This is a genomic window from Microbispora corallina (assembly GCF_016863035.1).
Classification (GTDB): Bacteria; Actinomycetota; Actinomycetes; order Streptosporangiales; family Streptosporangiaceae; genus Microbispora; species Microbispora corallina.
In genome coordinates, this window is sequence record NZ_BOOC01000099.1 from 1 (window position 1) to 1007 (window position 1007).

General features: G+C 65.7%; 1 pseudogene. It reads left to right on the top strand.

What is annotated here, in order from left to right:
* Positions 1-1007: pseudogene (locus Mco01_RS38700) on the top strand (DNA-directed RNA polymerase subunit beta); the annotation flags it as partial.

Here is a 1007-nt window from a genome sequence, read left to right on the forward strand (position 1 = left end):
ACGTGTCGCCGCGGCAGATGGTGTCGGTGGCGACGGCGATGATTCCGTTCCTGGAGCATGACGACGCCAACCGGGCGCTGATGGGCTCGAACATGCAGCGGCAGTCGGTGCCGTTGCTGAAGAGCGAGGCGCCGCTGGTGGGCACGGGGATGGAGTACCGGGCCGCGACCGACGCCGGTGATGTGATCAGCGCGGAGAAGGCCGGTGTGGTGGAGGAGGTGTCGGCCGACTACGTCACGGTGATGAACGACGACGGCACCCGCACGACGTACCGGGTGGCGAAGTTCAAGCGGTCGAACCAGGGGACCTGTTTCAACCAGAAGCCGATCGTGGCCGAGGGGGATCGGGTCGAGGTCAACCAGGTGATCGCCGATGGTCCGTGTACGGACGACGGTGAGATGGCGCTGGGCAAGAACCTGCTGGTGGCGTTCATGCCGTGGGAGGGTCACAACTACGAGGACGCGATCATCCTGTCGCAGCGGCTGGTGCAAGACGATGTGCTGTCGTCGATTCACATCGAGGAGCACGAGGTCGACGCGCGGGACACCAAGCTGGGTCCGGAGGAGATCACCCGGGACATTCCGAACGTGAGTGAGGATGTGCTGGCCGACCTTGACGAGCGGGGGATCATCCGGATCGGTGCGGAGGTGGTGACCGGGGACATCCTGGTCGGCAAGGTCACGCCGAAGGGGGAGACCGAGCTGACGCCGGAGGAGCGGCTGCTGCGGGCGATCTTCGGGGAGAAGGCGCGTGAGGTGCGGGACACCTCGTTGAAGGTGCCGCACGGTGAGTCGGGCAAGGTCATCGGTGTGCGGGTGTTCAGCCGGGAGGAGGGCGATGAGCTTCCTCCGGGGGTGAACGAGCTGGTGCGTGTGTATGTGGCGCAGAAGCGGAAGATCACCGATGGGGACAAGCTGGCCGGCCGGCACGGCAACAAGGGCGTCATCTCCAAGATCCTGCCGGTGGAGGACATGCCGTTCCTGGAGGACGGCACCCCCGTCGACATC